Source organism: Duganella margarita (assembly GCF_009857535.1).
GTDB classification, from domain to species: Bacteria; Pseudomonadota; Gammaproteobacteria; order Burkholderiales; family Burkholderiaceae_D; genus Rugamonas; species Rugamonas margarita.
This window is the reverse complement of the sequence record NZ_WWCS01000029.1, coordinates 25,212-45,625: the sequence shown is the minus strand read 5'-3', so window position 1 is coordinate 45,625 and position 20,414 is coordinate 25,212. Positions and strand designations below refer to the sequence as shown.

22 protein-coding genes are annotated in these 20,414 nt (G+C 66.1%); 15 read left to right on the top strand and 7 right to left on the bottom strand.

All coding sequences use genetic code 11. The features are described 5' to 3' along the window. A partial coding sequence (locus GTP55_RS27040; RefSeq protein ID WP_503826666.1) for a carboxymuconolactone decarboxylase family protein occupies positions 1–315 on the top strand: 315 nt, incomplete at its 5' end. A gap of 1 nt (position 316) precedes the next feature. Here GTP55_RS27040 and GTP55_RS27035 read toward each other — a convergent pair. From GTP55_RS27035 to yjgA, 3 genes are read right to left on the bottom strand one after another with little or no spacing between them, the layout of a single operon-like run. Further along, positions 317–982: an alpha/beta hydrolase gene (locus tag GTP55_RS27035; RefSeq protein ID WP_161047887.1), complete on the bottom strand. Its 666-nt coding sequence runs from the start codon at positions 980–982 to the stop codon at positions 317–319. Continuing rightward, positions 979–1,617, bottom strand: a complete 639-nt coding sequence (mog, locus tag GTP55_RS27030) for a molybdopterin adenylyltransferase (protein ID WP_161047886.1) — start codon at positions 1,615–1,617, stop codon at positions 979–981. The genes GTP55_RS27035 and mog overlap by 4 nt, the downstream gene beginning before the upstream one ends. Further along, the gene (gene yjgA / locus GTP55_RS27025) at positions 1,607–2,212 is read right to left on the bottom strand and encodes a ribosome biogenesis factor YjgA (RefSeq protein WP_161047885.1); all 606 of its coding nucleotides are present in this window, start codon (positions 2,210–2,212) and stop codon (positions 1,607–1,609) included. The genes mog and yjgA overlap by 11 nt, the downstream gene beginning before the upstream one ends. Before the next feature lie 94 nt (positions 2,213–2,306). Between yjgA and pmbA the strand changes: the two genes are divergently transcribed. Then, a complete protein-coding gene (gene pmbA / locus GTP55_RS27020) occupies positions 2,307–3,659 on the top strand; it encodes a metalloprotease PmbA (protein ID WP_161047884.1) in 1,353 nt (450 codons plus the stop codon). On the opposite strand, the gene GTP55_RS27015 is transcribed toward pmbA, so the two are convergent. The 4 genes from GTP55_RS27015 to paaX form a co-directional block, all read right to left on the bottom strand. Beyond that, a complete protein-coding gene (locus GTP55_RS27015) occupies positions 3,656–4,087 on the bottom strand; it encodes a hypothetical protein (protein WP_161047883.1) in 432 nt (143 codons plus the stop codon). The genes pmbA and GTP55_RS27015 overlap by 4 nt on opposite strands. Before the next feature lie 171 nt (positions 4,088–4,258). Further along, positions 4,259–5,371, bottom strand: coding sequence for a hypothetical protein (locus GTP55_RS27010; RefSeq protein ID WP_161047882.1), 1,113 nt, complete (start codon positions 5,369–5,371; stop codon positions 4,259–4,261). Between the two features lie 94 nt (positions 5,372–5,465). Beyond that, complete coding sequence (locus GTP55_RS27005; RefSeq protein ID WP_161047881.1) at positions 5,466–6,599, bottom strand: M14 family metallopeptidase; 1,134 nt, start codon at positions 6,597–6,599, stop codon at positions 5,466–5,468. Between the two features lie 121 nt (positions 6,600–6,720). Continuing rightward, the gene (gene paaX / locus GTP55_RS27000) at positions 6,721–7,683 is read right to left on the bottom strand and encodes a phenylacetic acid degradation operon negative regulatory protein PaaX (RefSeq protein WP_161047880.1); all 963 of its coding nucleotides are present in this window, start codon (positions 7,681–7,683) and stop codon (positions 6,721–6,723) included. Between the two features lie 147 nt (positions 7,684–7,830). Between paaX and paaA the strand changes: the two genes are divergently transcribed. The 13 genes from paaA to GTP55_RS26935 all read left to right on the top strand — a co-directional run bounded on the left by paaA (position 7,831) and on the right by GTP55_RS26935 (position 20,408). Next, on the top strand, positions 7,831–8,811 hold the full coding sequence (gene paaA / locus GTP55_RS26995; RefSeq protein WP_161047879.1) for a 1,2-phenylacetyl-CoA epoxidase subunit PaaA: 981 nt from the start codon (positions 7,831–7,833) through the stop codon (positions 8,809–8,811). A gap of 92 nt (positions 8,812–8,903) precedes the next feature. Beyond that, positions 8,904–9,188 (top strand): 1,2-phenylacetyl-CoA epoxidase subunit PaaB, encoded by a 285-nt coding sequence (gene paaB, locus GTP55_RS26990; protein ID WP_110845238.1) that lies wholly within the window; start codon positions 8,904–8,906, stop codon positions 9,186–9,188. Between the two features lie 9 nt (positions 9,189–9,197). After that, positions 9,198–9,950 carry a 1,2-phenylacetyl-CoA epoxidase subunit PaaC gene (gene paaC / locus GTP55_RS26985; protein WP_161047878.1) on the top strand — a complete coding sequence of 251 codons (753 nt, stop codon included), beginning with the start codon at positions 9,198–9,200 and terminating at the stop codon, positions 9,948–9,950. Between the two features lie 13 nt (positions 9,951–9,963). Continuing rightward, the gene (gene paaD / locus GTP55_RS26980) at positions 9,964–10,629 is read left to right on the top strand and encodes a 1,2-phenylacetyl-CoA epoxidase subunit PaaD (protein WP_161047877.1); all 666 of its coding nucleotides are present in this window, start codon (positions 9,964–9,966) and stop codon (positions 10,627–10,629) included. Positions 10,630–10,634: 5 nt separating this feature from the next. After that, positions 10,635–11,714, top strand: a complete 1,080-nt coding sequence (gene paaE / locus GTP55_RS26975) for a 1,2-phenylacetyl-CoA epoxidase subunit PaaE (protein WP_161047876.1) — start codon at positions 10,635–10,637, stop codon at positions 11,712–11,714. Positions 11,715–11,727: 13 nt separating this feature from the next. Next, positions 11,728–12,537: a 2-(1,2-epoxy-1,2-dihydrophenyl)acetyl-CoA isomerase PaaG gene (paaG, locus tag GTP55_RS26970; RefSeq protein ID WP_161047875.1), complete on the top strand. Its 810-nt coding sequence runs from the start codon at positions 11,728–11,730 to the stop codon at positions 12,535–12,537. A 1-nt stretch (position 12,538) separates the two neighbouring features. Continuing rightward, the gene (gene paaH, locus GTP55_RS26965) at positions 12,539–14,119 is read left to right on the top strand and encodes a 3-hydroxyacyl-CoA dehydrogenase PaaH (RefSeq protein WP_161047874.1); all 1,581 of its coding nucleotides are present in this window, start codon (positions 12,539–12,541) and stop codon (positions 14,117–14,119) included. After that, positions 14,112–14,543 carry a hydroxyphenylacetyl-CoA thioesterase PaaI gene (paaI, locus tag GTP55_RS26960; RefSeq protein ID WP_161047873.1) on the top strand — a complete coding sequence of 144 codons (432 nt, stop codon included), beginning with the start codon at positions 14,112–14,114 and terminating at the stop codon, positions 14,541–14,543. Before paaH ends, paaI begins: the two co-directional genes overlap by 8 nt. A 13-nt stretch (positions 14,544–14,556) precedes the next feature. Continuing rightward, positions 14,557–15,867 (top strand): phenylacetate--CoA ligase PaaK, encoded by a 1,311-nt coding sequence (gene paaK, locus GTP55_RS26955; RefSeq protein WP_161047872.1) that lies wholly within the window; start codon positions 14,557–14,559, stop codon positions 15,865–15,867. A gap of 10 nt (positions 15,868–15,877) precedes the next feature. Next, entirely contained in the window at positions 15,878–17,083 is a 1,206-nt protein-coding gene (gene pcaF / locus GTP55_RS26950; RefSeq protein WP_161047871.1) for a 3-oxoadipyl-CoA thiolase, read from the top strand. Positions 17,084–17,129: 46 nt separating this feature from the next. Continuing rightward, positions 17,130–17,741: a phenylacetic acid degradation protein PaaY gene (locus tag GTP55_RS26945; RefSeq protein ID WP_161047870.1), complete on the top strand. Its 612-nt coding sequence runs from the start codon at positions 17,130–17,132 to the stop codon at positions 17,739–17,741. A gap of 70 nt (positions 17,742–17,811) precedes the next feature. Then, positions 17,812–19,863 (top strand): phenylacetic acid degradation bifunctional protein PaaZ, encoded by a 2,052-nt coding sequence (gene paaZ, locus GTP55_RS26940; protein ID WP_161047869.1) that lies wholly within the window; start codon positions 17,812–17,814, stop codon positions 19,861–19,863. A gap of 113 nt (positions 19,864–19,976) precedes the next feature. After that, complete coding sequence (locus GTP55_RS26935) at positions 19,977–20,408, top strand: hypothetical protein (RefSeq protein WP_161047868.1); 432 nt, start codon at positions 19,977–19,979, stop codon at positions 20,406–20,408. The last annotated feature ends 6 nt before the right edge of the window (positions 20,409–20,414 follow it).

Below are 20,414 nucleotides of genomic sequence, written 5' to 3'. Positions count from 1 at the left end.
CAGCCGGTGGAGTGGGCGATCCATGCGCCGATCGCGCGCGATTACGGCATCGGCGAGGCGGTGATCGCGGCGATTGCGGCGCGCCAGCGGCCGGACGGGTTATTGGCGGATGAGGCGCTGGTGTATGACTTTTGCATGCAGCTGCACCGGCAGCAGCGGGTCGATGACGCCACCTACGCGGCGGCGCTGGCGGCGTTCGGCGAGCAGGGCGTGGTGGACCTGATGGGCATCAACGGCTATTACACGTTGCTGGCGATGGTGATGAATGTGGCGCAGACGGCAGCGCCGCCGTCCGATGCGCCGCCGCTGCCGTAGTTCAGAGGATGCGTTTGAGCCAGGCGCTGATGTCGTCGACTTCTTGCTGGCACAGCGAGTGCTGCATCGCGTATTCGTGCCATTCCACCTGGTAGCCCCAGTCGACCAGCAGGTCGCGCGAGGCGGTGGCGCGGGCGATCGGGATCACCGGGTCCATGCGGCCGTGCACCAGGAAGATCGGCGTGGCCAGGCTTTCCGGGGTGTGCTCGGCGGCGGCTTTGGGCGCGATCGGCACGTAGCCGGACAGGCACAGCAGGCCGGCCAGTCTGGTTTTCTGGCGCAGGCCGGTTTGCAGGGTCATGGCGCAACCTTGCGAGAAGCCGGCCAGGATGATGCGCTCGTTCGGGATGCCGCGGGCGTTTTCGCGCGCGATCAGGGCTTCGACCTTGGTTTGCGAGGCGCGCAGGCCGGCTTCGTCTTCCTGGCGGCCGAGGTCGGTGGCGATGATGTCGTACCAGGCGCGCATGACGTAGCCGCCGTTGACGGTCACGGGCATGGTGTCGGCGTTGGGGAAGATGAAGCGGATAGCCGGCAGGCCGGCCAGGTCGAGTTCTTGCAGCATCGGCACGAAGTCGTTGGCGTCGGCGCCCAGGCCGTGCATCCAGATGATGGCGACGGTCGGGTTGGGGCCGGTTTCTTTTTCGATGGTGTGCAGCAGTGCGGTCATGAGGCGGTTCCTTGCGCAGGGCGAATGGCGGATTTGGGACGGAAAGCCTTGCACACGGCCGGGTCGGTTTCCATGTACGGACCGCCGATCAGGTCGATGCAGTAGGGCACGGCGGCGAAGATGCCGCCCACCAGCGTGGCGCCGTCGGCGTCTTTCAGGCCGCCCAGCGTCTCGGCGATGGCTTTCGGCTGGCCCGGCAGGTTGAGGATCAGCGCCGCGTGGCCGGCGCTTTCACGGATCACGGCGGTCTGGCGCGACAGGATGGCGGTCGGCACGAAGTGCAGGCTGATCTGGCGCATCTGTTCGCCGAAACCCGGCATTTCCTTGGTGCCGACGGCCTTGGTGGCTTCCGGCGTGACGTCGCGCCGCGACGGGCCGGTGCCGCCGGTGGTCAGGATCAGGTGGCAGCGCACGGCATCGGCCAGGTCGGTCAGCGTGGCCTCGATCTGCGGCTGCTCGTCGGCGATCAGGCGGGTTTCGACGCGGAACGGCGTGGTCAGCGCGCGCGCCAGCCAGTCCTGCAGCGCCGGCAGGCCCTGGTCCTGGTAGACGCCGCCGCTGGCGCGGTCGGAGATCGACACCAGGCCGATCACCAGCGCAGCATCGGCGGCGGCGGGTGCGGTATTACTCGTCATCGGCTTCGTGGTCGTCTTCGTCGCCGTCGTCACCATCTTTGGCGGCCTTGCGCTTGGCGGCGTCCAGCTGCTTGAGAATCTGGAAGATTTCGCGGTAGGCTTTCGGCGGCTTGTTCTCGGCCTGCTCCTTGCGGGCGTTGCGGATCAGCGTGCGCAGGTGCTGCACGTCCAGTTCCGGGTGGTCCGACAGCAGCGAGGTCAGCGCGTTGTCGTCGGTCAGCAGCTTGTCGCGGCGGCGTTCCAGCGCGTGCATGGCCGAGGTTTCGGCCTTGGAGGCGCCTTTCCAGCCGTCGATGGCGGCCTGGATCAGGCCGATCTCGGTTTCATCCAGCGTGCGCATCTTTTTGCCGACAAATTGCATCTGGCGGCGGCGGCCTTCGTGGTTGGTGATGGTCTGGCACATCAGGATGGCTTCCAGCACGTCTTCCGGCATCGGCACGCGTTTGACGCGGTCGCGCGGGGCTTCGACCAGGGTTTCGCCCATCTTTTGCAGCGCGTTGGACTGGCGCTTGGCCTCGGATTTGGAGGGGCGTTCGTATTCTTCTTCGAATTCCGTCGAGCTGAAGCCGACCGCGCCGCGATTTGGATTTACCATAATATCAACTTTCGTGCGGACGCGTGGCCGCGCCCTTAAACTGTAAACGGCTGCTATGATAACTGTTTTAGCGGCCACCCGAAGAAAACAGCCCATGAGCGATACCCATTTTACCCACACCCAGGACCAGTTGAAGCAGCTCGCACGCGATGTGCTGGGCTATGCCAAAGCGCAGGGCGGCACCGATTGCGCCGTCGAAATCAGCGAAGGCAGCGGCCTGTCGGTGTCGGTGCGCAAGAGCCAGATCGAGACCATCGAGCAGAATAAAGACAAGGGCATGGGCGTGACCGTGTTTATCGGCCAGCGCCGCGGCAATGCGTCGACCTCGGATTTCTCGCCGGCGGCGCTGAAGGCGACGGTGGAAGCCGCTTACAACATCGCCCGGTTTACCGCCGATGACGATTGCGCCGGGCTGGCCGATGACGACCAGCTGGAAATGCAGCCGCGCGACCTGCAGTTGTTCTATCCGTGGGAGATCGCGACCGCCGACGCGGTGGCGCTGGCGCAGCGCGCCGAGGCGGCGGCGTTTGCCGTCGATCCGCGCATCACCAATTCGGAAGGCGCCGGCGTGCACGTGCAGCAGTCGCATTTTGTGGCGGCCAATTCGCGCGGCTTTATCGGCGGTTATCCGTTCTCGCGCCACACGCTGTCGGTGGCGCCGATTGCCGGCAAGGGCAAGCACATGCAGCGTGACGACTGGTATTCGTCGGTGCGCGATGCGTCCAAGATGTCGACGCCGGAGGCGATCGGCCGGTACGCGGCCGAGCGCGCGCTGGCGCGGCTGAATGCGCGCACCATCGATACGCGCACTTGCCCGGTGCTGTTTGAGGCGCCGCTGGCGGCCGGTCTGCTGGGGGCGTTTGTGCAGGCGACCTCGGGCGGCGCGCTGTATCGCAAGTCGACCTTCCTGCTCGATTCGCTGGGCAAGCAGGTGTTGCCGAAGCATGTGCAGATTCAGGAAGATCCGCATGTGATCGGTGCGGTCGGTTCGGCGCCGTTCGATGAAGAGGGCGTGCGCACCGTCAAGCGCGATGTGGTCAAGGATGGCGTGGTGCAGGGTTATTTCCTGTCGACCTATTCGGCGCGCAAGCTGGGCATGAAGACCACCGGCAATGCCGGCGGTTCGCATAATCTGTCGCTGACGTCGTCGCTGACCAAGCCGGCGGATGATTTTGCCGGCATGCTGCGCAAGATGGGCACCGGCTTGCTGGTCACTGAGCTGATGGGCTCGGGCACCAATTATGTGACCGGCGATTATTCGCGCGGCGCGGCCGGTTACTGGGTGGAGAATGGCGTGATCCAGTATCCGGTGGAGGAGATCACCATCGCTGGCAATATGAAGGATATGCTGGCGCAGATCGTTGCGGTGGGTAACGATGTGCTGGTGCGCGGCACCAAGCAGACCGGCTCGATCCTGATCGAGAATATGGTGGTGGCGGGCGGTTAATCGGTACTGCGGCGGGCGCGGCGCCGGCGGTTGACGCCGGGGCGGCGCTCGGCGCCAGCGCGCAAGTCGTGGGCGCGCGTCCACGGTTCGCGGTAGTTGCGGCGAATGTAGATGTCGCGCCAGGCATTGCGCACCATGCCGCAGACCTCGGCGGCCCAGGCGTTGGGTGTGGTGATTTTTCCGTCGGCCATCAGCAGGTCGCTTTCCACCTGGGCGAAATAGCATAGCCTGCGGTGCGTGATGCGCAGGCGCGTGCCGTGCGGCAGGAACAGGTCTTTCCATTGGTAGCCGCGATCGGTCGGCTGGCCGTATTCTCGCGTCATCCATTCCTTCAGCGCGATCAGCGTGATTTCTTCCCGCGAACGCAAGTCTTCGCGTTTGCGCATCTGGTAGTAGAGCTCTATATACACAGGGTGTGTAGTGTCCATGGCGTGCCTGATTTTGTCTGGAATGGTCTGACGATTGTCTGCGTTTGTAACTGTTAGACCGCCTCTTTCAGAGGGAAGTTCCTACGTTGGCACGTGAAATTTCAGGCATTTTTCAGACTATTTCAGACAAAATCAGGCAAGGGGTGGAGAGGACAAACCCTATGTATATACTCAGATACATAGCTTGCTGATTGGCTGGCCGCAGGCAATGAGGCGGCCGACGTCCGGGTTGCTCAGATACTCCAGATGGGCGGTATCGGGGCGCTCCAGCAGGCCCAGCAATGTGGGCGCGTTGGAGACGAGGATGTTGTAGACGGTGATGCCATCCTGCGCGTACTTCTCTTCGTCCAGCGTGTACGACAGCAGATCATTCGGATCGGTGAAAGCCACCAGCGTCAGGTGGCGATCGAGCGCGCGGCGCTGGCCGGCCTGCCGCTTGCGCAACAACAATTGCAGACTATCGGGCGGCGCCGCAGCCGCAATGCCGGCCTTGGCCAAAGGCTGATCGGCCAGCGACAGTAGCGGAATCTGATTGGCCGCCATCACCAGAAAGCGCATGCGGTCCACCGCCTGCTGCGCTACCAGCGCCGCTGTCGAACCGGGCGGCTCCTCCGTCATGCGCAACAGCGTATCGAACAAAATCTTGCTGCCCATGCTATGTGAGATCACCACCAGCGGCACGTCGGCTCGCGCCGTCGACACCACCTGCAAGACCGCCTCGCGCATGCGCTGCTGAATGGTGTCGCGCGCCACGCCCTGGTAGATCAGCGCATCGGGCAGGCAATCGTCGATCAGACCGTCCTTGAAGCGTGCATTGAGGCGGGCGCGGGTGTAAGGATAGGGCGGCGCGCCCTCGCACAGCGACGACTTGCCGCTCTGGTCGTAGCACAGCTGGCGCTTGAGGTCATTGGTCAGCGGCGACCAGATCAGCGCATCAAAGCGCAGCCGGCCGGCGGGCGTGGACACGGTGGATGGCACGATCTCGACGGCGTCGGTGGCAGCGGCGGCGCGGCGCGTGCCGGGTGCGGTGGTGGCGTCGGCCAACGCGCGCGCCAGCTGCGGCACCACCTCGCCGGCCCAGCTGGCGTCATGGGTGCAAATGCCGTGCACCAACAGCACATCGGCCTCATGGCCATCAGCCTGCGCGGCCAGATCGATCAAACCGGGAAACACCGCCGGCGGCACCTGCGGCGGACGATAGGGCGTGCTGCACGCGGGCAGCAGCAACGCCAGCAGCAAGGCCGAACACAGCGCGACGCGCCGCAAAGGGGAAAAAGGGAACATGATGGACCTCCGAACACGGCGCGCGGATGCGCCGTCTGAGGTCCAGTGTATTTTTCCCTGCGGCGGCCGCTTTGTGACGCCGCAGGAAAGAGGCTTACTGCGCCTGCGCCAGCAGCGATTGCAGCACGGGCTGCAGGATGGCCTTGCCCAGCTCGGCGCTGCGCGCGCCGTTCCAGCCGGTCTCGGCGTCCGGATCGTTGGCGTTGTCCTTGAACGGCATTTCCAGCGTCAGCGACAGGCAGCCGAACGCGTGCGTGATGTGCGGCGAGCCCATGGTCAGCGTTTCCGGCGTGTACGGCGTCTCGCCGTAGCCGAACTCGTCCTGGAAGTCCGGGCTGGCGATCAGGAAATTGTCGATGAAGTATTGCTGCGCTTCGGCCTGGTCGGCGGTGAAGGTCGGCAACGACTCGCTGCCAGCCACGAACACGTACGGCAGGCCTTCATCGCCATGGATGTCGAGGCACAGGTCGACGCCGATCTCGTGCATCTTCTGCTTGACCAGGAACACTTCCGGGCTGCGCTCCATGGTCGGGTTCAGCCATTCGCGATTGAGGTTGGCGCCGGCCGCGTTGGTGCGCAGGTTGCCGCGCACCGAGCCGTCCGGATTCATGTTCGGCACCACGTAGAACACGGCTTCCTTCAGGCACTGGCGGCCGAACGGATTGGCCGGGTCCAGCAGCGCTTCAACCAACCCTTCGACAAACCACTCGGCCATGGTCTCGCCCGGGTGCTGGCGGGCGATGACCCAGACCTTCTGCTGCGCGTCCGGATCGCCGATCACCAGCATGTTCAGGTCGCGGCCGTCGACCGTGTTGCCGAGGTCGACCAGCTTGACCAGCGGCGACAGCTGGGCGTTGTCCAGCAGCGCCAGGTGGCGTTCCCACGAGTACGGCTCGAAATAGGCGTAATAGACGCTGTCGTATTCCGGCGTGTGCTCGATGGTCATGGTCTGGCCGTCGTAGCGGGTCGGCACGCGGAACCAGCTGTCGCGGTCGTAGCTGGCGACGGCCTGGTAGTCTTTCCAGCCGTCCGGATAGGCGGCCGTGCCGGCGTTCAGGAAGTTCATCGTCAGCGGCGTCCCCTGCGCACCCTGCACGCGGTAGTAGAACCACTGCACGATGTCGGCGTGGGAATCCTTGCGGATGTTCAGGTCGATGGCGGCCGGATCGTCGGCGCGGACCACTTCGATGGCGCCGGCGTCGAACTGCTGGCTGATTTTGATAGGCATGGCAGGAATCCTGGTGAATTCGATGAAAAGAGTCGCTCACGCTTGTGGCGCGGCGCCGACATGATACAGGCTTGCGCCGCGCCGCGCCCGGATTTCCGCCCGCCGTGGCGGCCGCACCGCGCTAGGCCAGCCCGCCGAAGCGGTCGAAGAAGGCGGCTTCGGCGCGCGGGGCGGCCGCGTCTTCCCGGCGCAGCGCGCTGTCGACGTGCTGCTCGGCGGCGACGTAGACCTGCTGGTAGATCTGGCGCGCCAGCTCGTAGGCCAGTGCACCCGGCCACGGCGTCGGCAGCAGCTCGACCGGCAGCTGCGGATCGTGCAGCTGGACCCGGCGGTAGGCGTGGATCAGCAGCGTGCGCACCACGAACGCTTGTTCCGGCGTCAGCGGCTGGTCGCAGCCGTCGGCGTCCGGCGGCCCCCCGGCTGCGGCGTCGGCGCTGGCGCGCAGCGCCGCCAGCAGCGGCTCGAACTGGGCGATGAACTTGCTGTAGCCGCCGGCCACCGCCGCCACGTCCCAGCCGTCGGCCACCAGATCGCTGAGCGGGCGGGCGCTGACCTGGCGCATGGCCTTGCCCTGCACCACGAACAGCTTGCCGGCCACGCCCAGCCGCTTGAGCAGCTCGTCGAGCGCCGGGCCGTCGGCGGCCGGATGGCCCATGATGCCGGGCGCGATCACGCTATAGCCTTCCCACAGCAGCTCCTTGCGCACCGCCGCCCGCTCGGCCGCGTTGAGCGCGCCGTCGCCGTTGAGCACCAGCGTCCAGCTGCCGTCCCAGTGCACATTGGGCGGCGCGTAGATGCGGCGGTAGGCGTGCACGAAGCGCGCCATCGCATCGGGCGTGATGGCGTACGAGGCGCGGCGGCCGTCGCGCTGGGCGCCCAGCCAGCCTTCCTGCGCCAGCCGGAACACCGCGGTGCGCAGCAGGCGGTCGTTGACGCCGAACGGCGCCAGCAGCTCGATCAGGCTGCCCAGCCAGACCATGCCGCCGTGCGGCACGATGGCGTCGCCGAAAATCGTCACCACCAGCGACTTCGAGCGCGGCGGATCGCTGGCCAGGAATCCGGCTATCCAGTCGTTGCAATTCATAAGCGGCTTACTATTCTGACCATGGAAGCCATAGTTTACTTGGCCGCGCGCGCAAAATTAACGCGACGCATTAAAATAATATGACACAAGAAAACTGTAGCTAAATCAAAATACGTATCGTATTATGTATTGAAACAGGAGACAGCCATGTACGCACAACTGGTAGAAACCGGCCTCAAGCAAGTTCGCACGGCGGCCGACATGAGCGCCGACGAGCAGGCGTTCCAGGCCCGCATCGACGACGGCGTCAAGATCGAGGCCAAGGACTGGATGCCGGACGCCTACCGCAAGACGCTGATCCGGCAGATTTCTCAGCACGCCCATTCGGAAATCGTCGGCCAGCTGCCCGAGGGCAACTGGGTGACGCGGGCGCCGACCTTGAAGCGCAAATCGATCCTGCTGGCCAAGATCCAGGACGAGGCCGGTCACGGCCTGTACCTGTACAGCGCCGCCGAAACGCTGGGCGTGTCGCGCGACGAGCTGCTCGCCGCGCTCCATTCCGGCAAGGCCAAATACTCCAGCATCTTCAACTACCCGACCCTGAACTGGGCCGACATGGGCGCCATCGGCTGGCTGGTGGACGGCTCGGCCATCATCAACCAGATCCCGCTGTGCCGCTGCTCGTACGGCCCGTACGCGCGCGCCATGATTCGCGTCTGCAAGGAGGAATCGTTCCATGCGCGCCAGGGCTACGACATCATGCTGGCGCTGTGCCGCGGCACGCCGGAGCAGAAAGCCATGGCGCAGGACGCGCTGAACCGCTGGTGGTGGCCGTCGCTGATGATGTTCGGGCCGTCGGACGCTGAATCGGTCAACAGCGCGCAGTCGGCGCAATGGCGCATCAAGCTGTTCTCCAACGACGAACTGCGCCAGCGCATGGTCGACCAGACCGTGCCGCAAGCCGAATTCCTCGGCCTGACGGTGCCCGATCCCGATTTGAAATTCAACGCCGCCAGCGGCCACTACGAATTCGGCGCCATCGACTGGAGCGAATTCCACAATGTCCTCAAGGGCAACGGACCGTGCAACCGCGAACGCCTGCAAACCCGCGTCAAGGCATGGGACGACGGCGAATGGTTCCGCGACGCGCTGGTGGCCCACGCCGACAAACAACGCGCCGCCGCCTGACGTCACTCCCGCGTAGGCGGGAGTCCATACGACGCGGGCGACGGACAATCAGCATGGATTCCCGCTTGCGCGGGAACGACGAGGAGACAAGCATGAGCAAAGAATGGCCACTGTGGGAAGTATTCATCCGCAGCCAGCACGGGCTGGCGCACAAACACGTCGGTAGCCTGCACGCGCCGGACGCCGCCATGGCGGTCAACAACGCGCGCGACGTCTACACACGGCGCAATGAAGGCGTCAGCATCTGGGTGGTGCGCGCGGCCGACATCGTCGCCAGCAGCCCGGCCGACAAGGGCGCGCTGTTCGAGCCGTCCAACAGCAAGGTGTACCGCCACCCGACCTTCTTCCCGATGCCGGAAGAAGTCAAGAACCTGTAAGGCGCCGCCATGGACAACAAGGTGAATTATCTGCTGCGCCTGGGCGACAATGCGCTGATCCTCAGCCAGCAGCTGTCGCAATGGTGCGGCAAAGGCCCGGCGCTGGAGGAAGACATGGCGCTGACCAACGTCGCGCTCGACCTGCTGGGCCAGACGCGCCTCTGGTACCAGTACGCCGCCGAACTAGAAGGCGCCGGCCGCGACGAAGACCAGCTGGCCTACCTGCGCGACGCCCACGACTTCAAGAACTGCCTGCTGCTGGAGCAGCCGAACGGCAATTACGCCGACACGCTGGTGCGGCAGTTCTACTTCGACACCTGGCATTACTTCTTGATCGAAGGCCTGACGCGCAGCAGCGATGCCCGCATCGCCGCCATCGCCGAAAAATCGCTGAAGGAAGTGACCTACCACCTGCGCCGCAGCGGCGACTTGATCGTGCGCCTGGGCGACGGCACGGAAGTCAGCCACGCCCGCACCCAGGCCGCCGTCGACGCGCTGTGGATGTACAGCGGCGAAGTATTCGCCTACGACGCGGTGGACGAGGCCATGGTGGCCGCCGGCGTGGCGCCGGCCGCCAATGAACTGCGCGCGCAATGGCTGGCGCATGTGGCCGAGATTTTCGCCGAAGCCACGCTGACCATGCCGCCGGCCGACGCCTGGATGCAGCAGGGCGGCAAGCAAGGCCGCCACAGCGAGCACCTGGGCTTCATCCTGGCCGAGATGCAGTTCCTGCAACGCGCTTATCCTGGCGCCGAGTGGTAAGCGCGAGCCAGCCATGAAAGCCGCCGCCACCGCCATCGCCGCCGCAGCACCCGCCGTCCGCAGCGCCGCCGACGCGGCCCGCCCGGCCACCACCGTCACCCCGGCCACCACCGTCGCCCCGGCGAAAGCCGGGGCCCATGCTGAGCAAATCTGGACCTGGCTCGCAGAAGTACCCGATCCCGAAATCCCGGTCATCAGCATCGTCGACCTGGGCATCGTGCGCGACGTGCGCGTGGCGGCCGACGGCGGCTGCGACGTCACCATCACGCCGACCTACTCCGGCTGCCCGGCCATGCAAGTCATCGCCGACGCCATCACCGACGCGCTGCACGCGCACGGTATCGCGCAAGTCCGCCTGCACAATCAGATCTCGCCCGCCTGGACCACCGACTGGATGAGCGACGCCGGCAAGGTTGCACTGAAAGGCTACGGCATCGCCCCGCCGGCGCAGCAGGTGATCGACATCAGCGGCCTGCGGGCGGGGAGCAGGAGCGCAGCCGGCCGCAGCACCGCCGCCGCCGCCGTCGCCCGCCGCGCCGTGGCCGCACCAATCGTCGCCTGCCCTTACTGCGGCTCTCAGCACACCGACATCACCAGCCAGTTCGGCTCCACGCCCTGCAAGGCGCTCTACAAATGCCTGGACTGCCGCGAACCGTTTGACTACTTCAAGTGCCACTGACCGCCATGAGCAAATTCCACCCGCTGACCATCGCCCACGTGCGCAACGAAACGCGCGATACCATCGCTGTCACCTTCGCCGTGCCCGCCGAACTGGCGCACAGCTTCCAGTACCAGCAAGGCCAGCACCTGACCCTGCGCGCACAGATCGGCGACGAAGACGTGCGCCGCTCCTACTCGATCTGCTCCGCCGTGCAGGACGGCGCGCTGCGCGTGGCCATCAAGCGCACCCAGGGCGGCCTGTTCTCCAGCTGGGCCAACGACACGCTGCAAGTCGGCCACACCATCGACGTCATGCCGCCGTCGGGCCACTTCAACGTGCCGCTGGACGCCGCCAACAAAAAGCACTACCTGGCCTTCGCCGCCGGCAGCGGCATCACGCCCATCCTGTCGATCATCAAGACCACGCTGGCGACCGAACCGGAAAGCCGGTTCACGCTCTTCTACGGCAACCGCGCCTCGTCGTCGGTGATCTTCAAGGACGAACTGTCGGACCTGAAGGATACCTACCTTGAGCGCCTGAAAATCGCCTACGTCATGAGCCGCGAGCAGCAGGACATCGACTTGTTCAATGGCCGCATCACCAAGGAAAAGGCCGCGCAGTTCCTCAAATACTGGGTGCGCGCGGAAGACATCGACGTCGCCTTCATCTGCGGCCCGGAAGACATGATGCACGGCGTCTCCGAAGCGCTGCAGGAAGCAGGCATGCCGAAATCGCAGATCAAGATCGAACTGTTCGCCGCCAGCATCCCGAAACACGCGCACCAGCCGCGCGCCGCAACTGCCGCCGCCCCCCACCAGCACACCGAAGTCACCGTCATCATGGACGGCAACGCCGCCAGCTTCACCATGGAGCAGGACAAGGAATCGCTGCTGGACGCCGGCCTGCGCGCAGGCCTCGACATGCGCTACTCGTGCAAGGGCGGCGTGTGCTCGACCTGCCGCTGCAAAGTCATCGAAGGCAAAGTCGACATGGACGTCAACTACGCGCTGGAAGACTACGAAATCGCGCGCGGCTATGTCCTCAGCTGCCAGAGCTTCCCCACCACCGCCAAAGTCGTCATCGACTTCGACCAGGCCGAATAAAAACGGAGACACCATGGACTACCAGAACATCCTGTTCGACATCAGCGACGGCATCGCCACGCTGACGCTCAACCGCCCGGATAAACTGAACAGCTTCACGCAAGCCATGCACGACGAAGTACGCCACGCGCTGAAGCGCACCGCTGCCGCAGCCGCCGACGGCAGTGCGCGCGTGCTGGTGCTGACCGGCGCGGGGCGCGGCTTCTGCGCCGGCCAGGACTTGTCCGACCGCGCGGTGGGGCCGGGCGCCGCCGACGCGCGGCCGGTCGACCTGGGCGACTCGGTGGAAAAGAACTATGCACCGCTGGTGCAGTCACTGCGCGCGCTGCCGCTGCCGGTGATCGGCGCCATCAACGGCGTCGCCGCCGGCGCCGGCGCCAACATCGCACTGGCCTGCGACATCGTGCTGGCTACCCAATCCGCCTCGTTCGTCGAAGTATTCTGCAAACTGGGCCTGATACCCGACACCGGCGGCACCTACTTCCTGCCACGTCTGGTGGGCAGCGCACGCGCCATGGGCATGGCCATGCTGGGCGAAAAACTGACCGCCGACAAAGCCGAAGCCTGGGGCCTGATCTGGAAAGCCATCCCCGACGACGCCTTTGCCGACGAAGTGCAGGCCATGGCGCGCCACTTCGCCAGCGCGCCGACCAAGGGACTGGCCTTCACCAAGCAGGCCCTATACGCCAGCGCGCAAAACAGCCTGCAACAGCAGCTGGCGCTGGAGTGCGGCATGATGAGCGAGTTGGGTCGCAGCGACGACTACCGCGAAGGCGTGGCCGCCTTCATGGAAAAGCGCGCGCCACAATTCAAGGGGCGCTGAGATGGCGGCCCTGCATACTGAACGCGCGGTCGCCGTCATCGGCAGCGGCGCCATGGGCGCCGGCATCGCCCAGGTGGCGGCGGTAGCCGGCTACACGGTGCACTTGTTCGACACGCGGCCGCCAGCGGTGGCCAAGGCCATCTCCGATATCGCCGCCGCGCTAAACAAACTGGTCGCCAGGGAGCGCATGAGCGCCATCGACTGCGCCGCCGCCATCGCGCGCGTGCACGCCGCCGTTACGCTGGATGCGGTGGCCGGCGCCGGCCTGGTGGTGGAAGCCATCGTCGAAAACCTCGACGCCAAGCGCGCCTTGTTCGCGCAACTGGAGGCCATCGTCGGCGACGACTGCATCCTGGCCACCAACACCTCCTCCATTTCCGTCACCGCCATTGCGGCCGGGTTGCGCCTGCCGGAGCGGCTGGTGGGCATGCACTTCTTTAATCCGGTGCCGCTGATGGCGTTGTGCGAAGTGGTCAGCGGCCTGGCCACCGACGCCGGCGTGGCGCAGACCGTGTACGACACCGCCGCCGCCTGGGGAAAGAACCCGGTGCACGCCAGATCGACGCCGGGTTTCATCGTTAACCGCGTGGCGCGGCCGTTCTACGCCGAGGGCTGGCGTCTGCTGAATGAGCAGGCCGCCGATGCCGCCACCATCGACGCCGTGCTGCGCGAAGCCGGCGGCTTCCGCATGGGGCCATTCGAGTTGATGGATCTGATCGGGCATGACGTCAACTTCTCGGTGACGCAATCGGTCTTCAACGCCTACTTCGGCGATCCGCGCTTTACGCCGTCGGTGCTGCAACAGGAAATGGTCAACGCCGGTTTCCTCGGCCGCAAAACGGGGCGTGGCTTCTACCGCTATGGCGACGACGCAGCCGCGCCGCAAGCGCAGTCCGAGGCGGCGCAGCCGAAGCCGGAATACGTCAGCTACACCATCGAGCAGGGTGGCGCGGCGCACGCGGTGGGCGGCGCCGTGGTCGATGCGCTGGCGGCCCGCCTGCGCGCGGCCGGCGTCGACATCACGCACCGCAAGACGCCGGAAACGATTCGTCCCGCCGGCGCGCATGACGACGCGCCAGCCTTCCACTGCAACGGCGCCGCCATCTACCTGACCGATGGCCGCAGCGCCACCCAGCGCGCCAGCGACAACCATCACCCGGACACCGTGCTGTTCGACCTCGCACTGGACTACGGCAGCGCCAAACGCATCGCCATTGCCTGCGCCGACCAGTGTTCGCCGGCCGCTTACCACGCCGTGGTCGGCCTGTTGCAGGCCGCCGGCTTCACCGTCACGCGGCTGGACGACGTACCCGGCATGGCCGTCATGCGCACCGTCGCCATGCTGGCCAACGAAGCGGCGGACGCTGTCAACCAGGGCGTGTGCAGCGCCGCCGCTGCCGATATCGCGATGCAGAAAGGCGTCAACTACCCGCGCGGCCCGCTGGCCTGGGCCGACGCCATCGGCATTGAACACATCGTGCGCGTGCTGGCCAATTTGGCGACCAGCTACGGCGAGGACCGTTACCGCGTCTCGCCACTGCTGCGCCGCAAGCAGGTGAGCGGAGGGCGCTTCCATGAATAAGCCGATCGACCCGCAAGCGCTGGCCGAAGCGGTCGGCGCGGCGATGTATGCGCGCGATCCCGCTTCGCAATCGCTCGGCATGACGCTCGACGCCATCGCCCCCGGCCACGCACGCATGTCGATGCCAGTGCGCGCCGACATGCTGAACGGCCACGCCACCTGCCACGGCGGCTTTATCTTCACGCTGGCCGACAGCGCCTTCGCCTTTGCCTGCAACAGCCATAACCACGTCACGGTGGGCGCCGGCTGCACCATCGACTACCTGTCGCCGGGCCGCGAAGGCGACGTCCTCACCGCCAGCGCCACCGAACAGACGCTGGCCGGCAAGACCGGCATCTACGACGTCAACGTCAGCAACCAGGACGGCCGAACCATCGCCCTGTTCCGCGGAAAATCGCACCGCATCAGCGGCGAAGTCATATAACGAGGAGACACCGATGGTCCAACGCATTCCCGAACCGTCCGACCTGGAACCGATCGAACGCGCCAGCCGCGACGAATTGCAGGCCTTGCAGCTGCAACGCATGCAATGGTCGCTGAAGCACGCCTACGACAACGTACCGCACTACCGCGCCGCCTTCGACGCCGCCGGCGTCCATCCGGACGAGCTGCGCACGCTGGCCGATATCGCCAGATTCCCGTTCACCACCAAGAAGGACTTGCGCGATAATTATCCCTTCGGCCTGTTCGCCGTGCCGCAGGACCGCGTGGTGCGCGTGCACGCGTCGAGTGGTACCACCGGCAAACCGACGGTGGTCGGCTACACTCAGAACGACATCGACACCTGGGCCAATGTGGTGGCGCGCTCGATCCGCGCCGCCGGCGGCCGGCGCGGAGACATGGTGCATATCTCGTACGGCTACGGCCTGTTCACCGGCGGCCTGGGCGCGCACTACGGCGCCGAACGTCTCGGCTGCACGGTGGTGCCGATGTCCGGCGGCCAGACCGAAAAGCAGGTGCAGCTGATCCAGGACTTCAAGCCATCGATCATCATGGTCACGCCGTCGTATATGCTCAACATCATCGAGGAATTCCAGCGCCAGGGACTGGACCCGGCGGCCAGTTCGCTCAAGGTCGGCATCTTCGGCGCCGAGCCGTGGACCGATGCCATGCGCGCCGAAATCCAGCAGCGCGCCGGCATCGACGCGGTGGACATCTACGGCCTGTCGGAAGTGATGGGCCCCGGCGTCGCCAGCGAGTGCATCGAGAGCAAGGATGGCCCGGTGATCTGGGAGGACCACTTCTACCCGGAGATCATCGATCCCGAAACCGGCGAAGTACTGCCGGACGGCGAAGAGGGCGAACTGGTATTCACCTCGCTCAGCAAGGAAGCGCTGCCCATCATCCGCTACCGCACGCGCGACCTCACGCGCCTGCTGCCGCCGACTTCGCGCGCCATGCGCCGCATCGGCAAGATCACCGGCCGTTCGGACGACATGCTGATTATCCGCGGCGTCAACGTTTTCCCCACGCAGATCGAAGAGCTGATTTGCAAGATGCCGAAACTGTCACCGCAATACCAGCTGGTGGTGACGCGCGACGGCCACCTCGACAAGCTGGAGGTGCTGGCCGAACTGCGCGCCGACACGGCCGCCGGCGATATCGAAGCGCTGGCGACCGAACTACAGCAGCGCATCAAGACCAACGTCGGTGTCAGCACCAAGGTCCGGCTGCTGCCGCCCAACGGCATCGAGCGCACGCTGACCGGCAAGGCGCGCCGCGTGGTCGACCAGCGTCCTAAAAATTAAAGGAGACACCGTGAACCAAGCATATATCTGCGACGCCATCCGCACCCCCTTCGGCCGCTACGGCGGCGCGCTGGCCGGCGTGCGCACCGACGATCTGGCGGCGCTGCCGATCGCCGCGCTGATCGCGCGCAATCCCGGCGTCGACTGGTCGCGCGTGGACGACGTCTACTACGGCTGCGCCAACCAGGCCGGCGAAGATAACCGCAACGTTGCCCGCATGGCGGCGCTGCTGGCCGGCTTGCCGGTGGACGTCCCGGGCAGCACCATCAACCGCCTGTGCGGCTCGTCGCTGGACGCGGTGGGCATGGCGGCGCGCGCCATCAAGTCCGGCGAGGCGCAGCTGGTGATCGCCGGCGGCGTGGAGAGCATGACGCGCGCGCCGTTCGTCATGGGCAAGGCCGACAGCGCGTTTTCGCGCGCCGCCAAGATCGAGGACACCACCATCGGCTGGCGTTTTGTCAATCCGCTGATGAAGGCGGCGCATGGCATTGATTCGATGCCGGAGACGGCGGAAAACGTCGCGCGGGAATTCGGCATCAGCCGCGCCGACCAGGACGCGTTTGCGCTGCGCAGCCAGCAGCGCTGGGCCGCCGCCAACGCCGCCGGCGTGTTTCGCGACGAGATTGTGCCGGTCACGCTGCCGCAGAAGCGCGGCGATCCGAAGATCGTCGACACCGACGAGCATCCGCGTCCCGACACCACCATCGAGATGCTGGCCAAGCTGAAAGGCGTGGTGCGGCCGGATGGCACGGTAACCGCAGGCAATGCGTCCGGCGTCAACGACGGCGCTTGCGCCATCCTGCTGGCGTCCGCCGCAGCGGCCGAGCAGTACGGCCTGCGCAAGCGGGCGCGCGTGCTGGGCATGGCCACGGCCGGGCTGGCGCCGCGCATCATGGGCTTCGGGCCGTCGCCGGCGTCGAAGAAAGTGCTGGCGCAGCTGGACCTGTCCATCGCCGATATGGACGTCATCGAATTGAACGAGGCGTTTGCCGCGCAAGGGTTGGCGGTGACGCGCGACCTGGGCCTGGCCGACGATGCGTCGCACGTCAACCCGAACGGCGGCGCCATCGCCCTCGGCCATCCGCTGGGCGCGTCCGGCGCGCGGCTGGTGCTGGCGGCGCTGCACCAGCTGGAACGCACCGGCGGCCGCTACGCGCTGTGCACCATGTGCATCGGCGTCGGGCAGGGCATCGCCGTCGTCATCGAGCGCGTATAAAACCCGTCATTCCCGCCTGCGCGGGAATGACGCTGACGGAGAGTATATGGTCAAGGTATATGAAATCAATGGCGTGACGCCGGTGGTCGATCCGACCGCCTATGTGCATCCGAGCGCGGTGCTGATCGGCGATGTGATCGTCGGCCCACGTTGCTATATCGGCCCGCTGGCGGCGCTGCGCGGCGACTTTGGCCGGCTGATACTGGAGGAAGGCGCCAACTTGCAGGACACCTGCGTCATGCACGGCTTCCCCGGCTGCGATACGGTGGTGGAGCGCGATGGCCATATTGGCCACGGCGCCGTGCTGCACGGCTGCCGCATCGGCCGCAACGCGCTGGTCGGCATGAACAGTGTGATCATGGATAACGCCGTGGTGGGCGCGGACAGCATCGTCGCCGCCATGAGCTTCGTCCGCGCCGGCATGGAGATTCCGCCGCGCAGCCTGGCGATGGGATCGCCGGCCAAGGTCGCGCGTGAATTGCGTGACGACGAAATAGCATGGAAGTCCGGCGGCACCGCGCAATACCAGGAGCTGGCGATACGCTCGATGCAGACCATGCGCGAGACCGAAGCGCTGACCGCGCCGGAGCCGGACCGCAAGCGCATCGACTGGGATAGCAGCCTGCCGCTGCATCTACACAAGAACGCCGCGCCCTGAGCCGCCGCGCGCTGGACGTGTCGCCTGCGCCACCGCCAACCGCCAAATCGAACATCACGGAGACCACATCATGCCAAACACGCCTACCCTGCAAAGCTTTATCGCCGGCCGCTGGATCGGCAGCGAAGCCGCCGCGCCGCTGCACAGCGCCCTGACCAACGCCGTCATCTACCACACCCACGCCGACAAGATCGACTTCGACGAAGCCGTCACCTACGCCCGCAAGACCGGCGTGCCGGCACTGATGCAGCTGAACTTCCAGCAGCGCGCCGCGCGTCTGAAGGCGTTGGCCCTGTATCTGCTGGAGCGCAAGGAAGAGCTGTACGCCATCTCGCACCAGACCGGCGCCACCCGCGCCGACAGCTGGGTCGACATCGAAGGCGGCACCGGCACGCTGTTCGCCTACGCCAGCATGGGCAGCCGCGAACTGCCGTCGTCCAACGTGCTGCACGAAGGCCCGGCCATGGCGCTGAGTAAAAACGGCGGCTTTGCCGGCACCCACATCCTGGTGCCGCGTGGCGGACTGGCGGTGCACATCAACGCCTTCAACTTCCCGATCTGGGGCCTGCTGGAGAAATTCGCCCCGAGCTTTTTGGCCGCCATGCCGTGCATTGGCAAACCAGCCAGCGCCACCAGCTACCTGACCGAAGCGCTGGTGCGCATGATGCACGAATCCGGCCTGCTGCCGCACGGCGCGCTGCAACTGGTGATCGGCAGCACCGGCGACCTGCTGGACCGCCTGAATGGCGCCGACGTGGTGACCTTCACCGGCTCGGCCGACACGGCCGCCAGGCTGCGCGTGAACCGCAACCTGATCGCCAACTCGGTGCCGTTCACCGCCGAAGCGGACTCGCTCAATTGCGCCATCCTGGCGCCGGATGTCACGCCGGACGACGTCGAGTTCGACCTGTTCGTCAAGGAAGTGGCGCGCGAGATGACCGGCAAGGCGGGGCAGAAATGCACCGCCATCCGCCGTATCATCGTGCCGGAACAGATGGTGGACGCCGTCGGCACGCGCCTGCGCGAGCGGCTGGCGAAAGTCAGCGTCGGCGATCCGTCGGTGGAAGGTGTGCGCATGGGGGCATTGGCTTCCCGCGACCAGCAGCGCGATGTCGCCGAACGGGTCGAGCTGCTTGCGCGCGGCAACGAAGTGTTGTTCAGCGCCCGCGACGGCTTCAAGCCGGTGGGCGAGGGCGTGGCGGAAGGGGCCTTCTTCGCGCCGACGCTGCTGCTATGCCGCGACGGCCATCGCAACGACGCGGTGCACGATGTGGAGGCGTTTGGCCCGGTCAGCACCATCATCAGCTACAACGGCATCGACGAAGCGCTGGCGCTGGCCGCGCGCGGCAAAGGATCGCTGGTGTCCACGCTGGTGACCAGGGAACCGGCCATTGCCGCCTACGCGGTGCCGATGGCGGCCGCCTCGCACGGCCGCGTATTGGTGCTGGACCGCGAAGCGTCGGTGGAGTCCACCGGCCACGGCTCACCGCTGCCGCAGCTGAAGCACGGCGGTCCGGGACGTGCCGGCGGCGGTGAGGAACTGGGTGGCATCCGCGCGGTGCGCCACTTCCTGCAACGGGCGGCGGTGCAGGGATCGCCGACCATGCTGGCTGCCGTCACCGGCGAATACGTGCGCGGCGCGGCGGTGCAGGAACACGATGTGCATCCGTTCCGCAAATACTTTGAAGACCTGGCCACCGGCGACTCGCTGCTGACGCATCGCCGCACGGTCAGCGAGGCGGACATCGTCAATTTCGGCGGCGTCTCCGGCGACTACTTCTACATGCACTTCGACGAGGTGGCGGCGAAAGATACCCAATTCGGCCAGCGCATCGCACACGGCTACTTCGTGCTGTCGGCGGCGGCGGGCCTGTTCGTGTCGCCGGCGCCGGGACCGGTGCTGGCCAACTATGGGCTGGACAACCTGCGCTTCGTGGCGCCGGTGGCGATTGGCGATACCATCCGCGCGCGCCTCACCTGCAAGCGGAAGGTGGACCGCAACCGTACCGATGACAAGGGCGTCGGCCAGGGCGTGGTGGCGTGGGACGTGCAGGTCACCAACCAGCGCGACGAACTGGTGGCCAGCTACGACATCCTGACGCTGGTGATGAAGCGCGCGTAACGGCATCGCGCATAACGAAGCCTGCGGTGGCGCGCGGGCGCGGCGCGGCGTAGAGTCGGCCGTGATGGTCGCCGCGCTTTGATTTTTTTGCAAAACTGGCGCATGATGATGGCATGAGATCCTCCTTTATCAAGCAAACAATCGGTATCAACCCGTTGCTCACCACGCGTGACTGGCTAATTTTCAGCGGTATTTTGGGCGCCATTGTGCTGTTGTGGATAGGGGTGGCGCCGGGCATACCGTCCGCCGCCGCGCGCGGCGCCTTGTTCGGCGCGGTCGGCGGCTGTCTGCCCTCGCTGCTTAGCTGCCTGCCGGTACGCGGCAGTGTGCCGGCGGAACGTAGCATCAGCTTCCTTGGCCGCATCGAGCAGGCAGGGTTCAAGCCGGCCGGAGAAACCGCCGAGGGCCGCATCTTCAACTACAAAGGCCCGCGCTGGCTGCGCTGGGACTCCAACCGCATCGTGATCCGCACCGCCGCCGATGGCGCGCTGCACGTCACTGCGCCGTATTACTTCTACTTCCGCCTGAAACGCCTTCAGGCCTGACTTTCC